The organism is Campylobacter concisus, assembly GCF_902460875.1.
GTDB lineage: Bacteria > Campylobacterota > Campylobacteria > Campylobacterales > Campylobacteraceae > Campylobacter_A > Campylobacter_A concisus_AA.
On the sequence record NZ_CABPVR010000007.1, the window covers coordinates 179576 to 181003 of the forward strand.

Below are 1428 nucleotides of genomic sequence, written 5' to 3' on the forward strand. Positions count from 1 at the left end.
TGCAATTGGTAATAAATTTATTGAAATTGATTTTATAAATCCAAGAAATTTTACTAAAGATAAGCATAATAAAGTTGATGATTATATGATCGGAGGTGGAGCAGGGCTTTTAATGTTTCCGCAGCCTTTGGATGAATCAATCAGATTTTTAAAAGAAAAAGATAAAAATGCTCATGTGATATTTTTGACGCCAGCTGGTAAAAAATTTAATCAAAATGACGCAAAGAGGCTCTCTAAAAAAGATCACATTTGTTTTGTTTGCAGTAGATATGAAGGCCTTGATGAACGAGTTGTTGAGCTTTGGGCAGACGAAGTTTTTTGCATAGGCGATTTTGTTTTAACTGGCGGAGAGCTTCCTGCGCTTTGTATAAGTGATGCAATATCAAGAAATATACCTGGAGTTTTAGGAAACGATATGAGCCTTGAAGTTGAGAGTTTTGAGGATAATTTGCTTGAAGCTCCATCTTTTACAAAGCCTGATAATTTTAGATCAATCTTTGTGGTTTCAGAGTTTTTAAAGGGTAATCATGCTAAAATCCACAACTTAAAAAACAAGATGGCTCACTGCAAAACAAGGTTCTTTCGCCCTGATTTATATCAAAAGCTTAAGCCACATAAATAAGGAAAAACATGAGAAATAAATACATTGAAGCATTTGAAAATGCTCAAATTGCTAGTAAAAATATTCCTGACTTCCGTGCAGGAGATACATTGCGTGTTGCTATTCGTATTCACGAAGGTGATAAAACTAGAATTCAAAATTTTGAAGGCATTTGTATAGCTAGACGTGGTAGCGGTACTGGTGAAACATTTATCATTAGAAAAATTGGCGCTAATAGTGTTGGCGTTGAGAGAATTTTTCCAATTTTTAGTGATTCAATTGAAGAAATAAAAGTTCTTAGAAAAGGTCGTGTTAGAAGAGCTAAATTATTCTATCTACGTGATCTTCGTGGTAAAGCTGCTAAAATCCGCGAACTTAGAAAATGATCTTACTATCTGTCCTGAAGTCTATTCAGGACTTTTAATTTTTTTTAAATTTAATTTTTTTAAATATTTTTTGTTTTTTAATATTAAAAAATCTATTTATTTTTATTGTTTTTACCGCTAGTCTATAAAAAATTTAAAATATATAACAAATTTCTATATAAAGTTTCAGATACCTTATATACTAAATTTATTTATTTTCTACTTCTTCTTATTTGTATACCAAAATAAAAAAATAACACAACAAAGAATTACTCCAAGCATTATTGATACAACTATTATGGTAGCATTTTTGGTTTCATTAAATGGCAAGCCTTGTGTATTCATACCAAAAAAGCCAGTTATCAGATTTAGTGGTAGCATTACAGCCGATATCATTGTCAAAATGTAAATGTTTTGATTGATTTTGTCATTTTTTATACTTTGTATAAATGTATAAATATC

General features: G+C 30.1%; 3 protein-coding genes. 2 read left to right on the forward strand and 1 reads right to left on the reverse strand.

Annotated features, from left to right (window positions below):
- Both trmD and rplS read left to right on the forward strand, forming a co-directional pair.
- Positions 1-622, forward strand: a 622-nt coding sequence (trmD, locus tag F3H01_RS04775) for a tRNA (guanosine(37)-N1)-methyltransferase TrmD (protein WP_223155367.1), incomplete at its 5' end; no start/stop codon positions are given.
- Between the two features lie 8 nt (positions 623-630).
- Entirely contained in the window at positions 631-987 is a 357-nt protein-coding gene (rplS, locus tag F3H01_RS04780) for a 50S ribosomal protein L19 (protein ID WP_087584437.1), read from the forward strand.
- 198 nt (positions 988-1185) lie between these two features.
- Here rplS and F3H01_RS04785 read toward each other — a convergent pair.
- The coding region (locus tag F3H01_RS04785; protein WP_316349236.1) for a CorA family divalent cation transporter at positions 1186-1428 on the reverse strand (243 nt) is incomplete at its 5' end.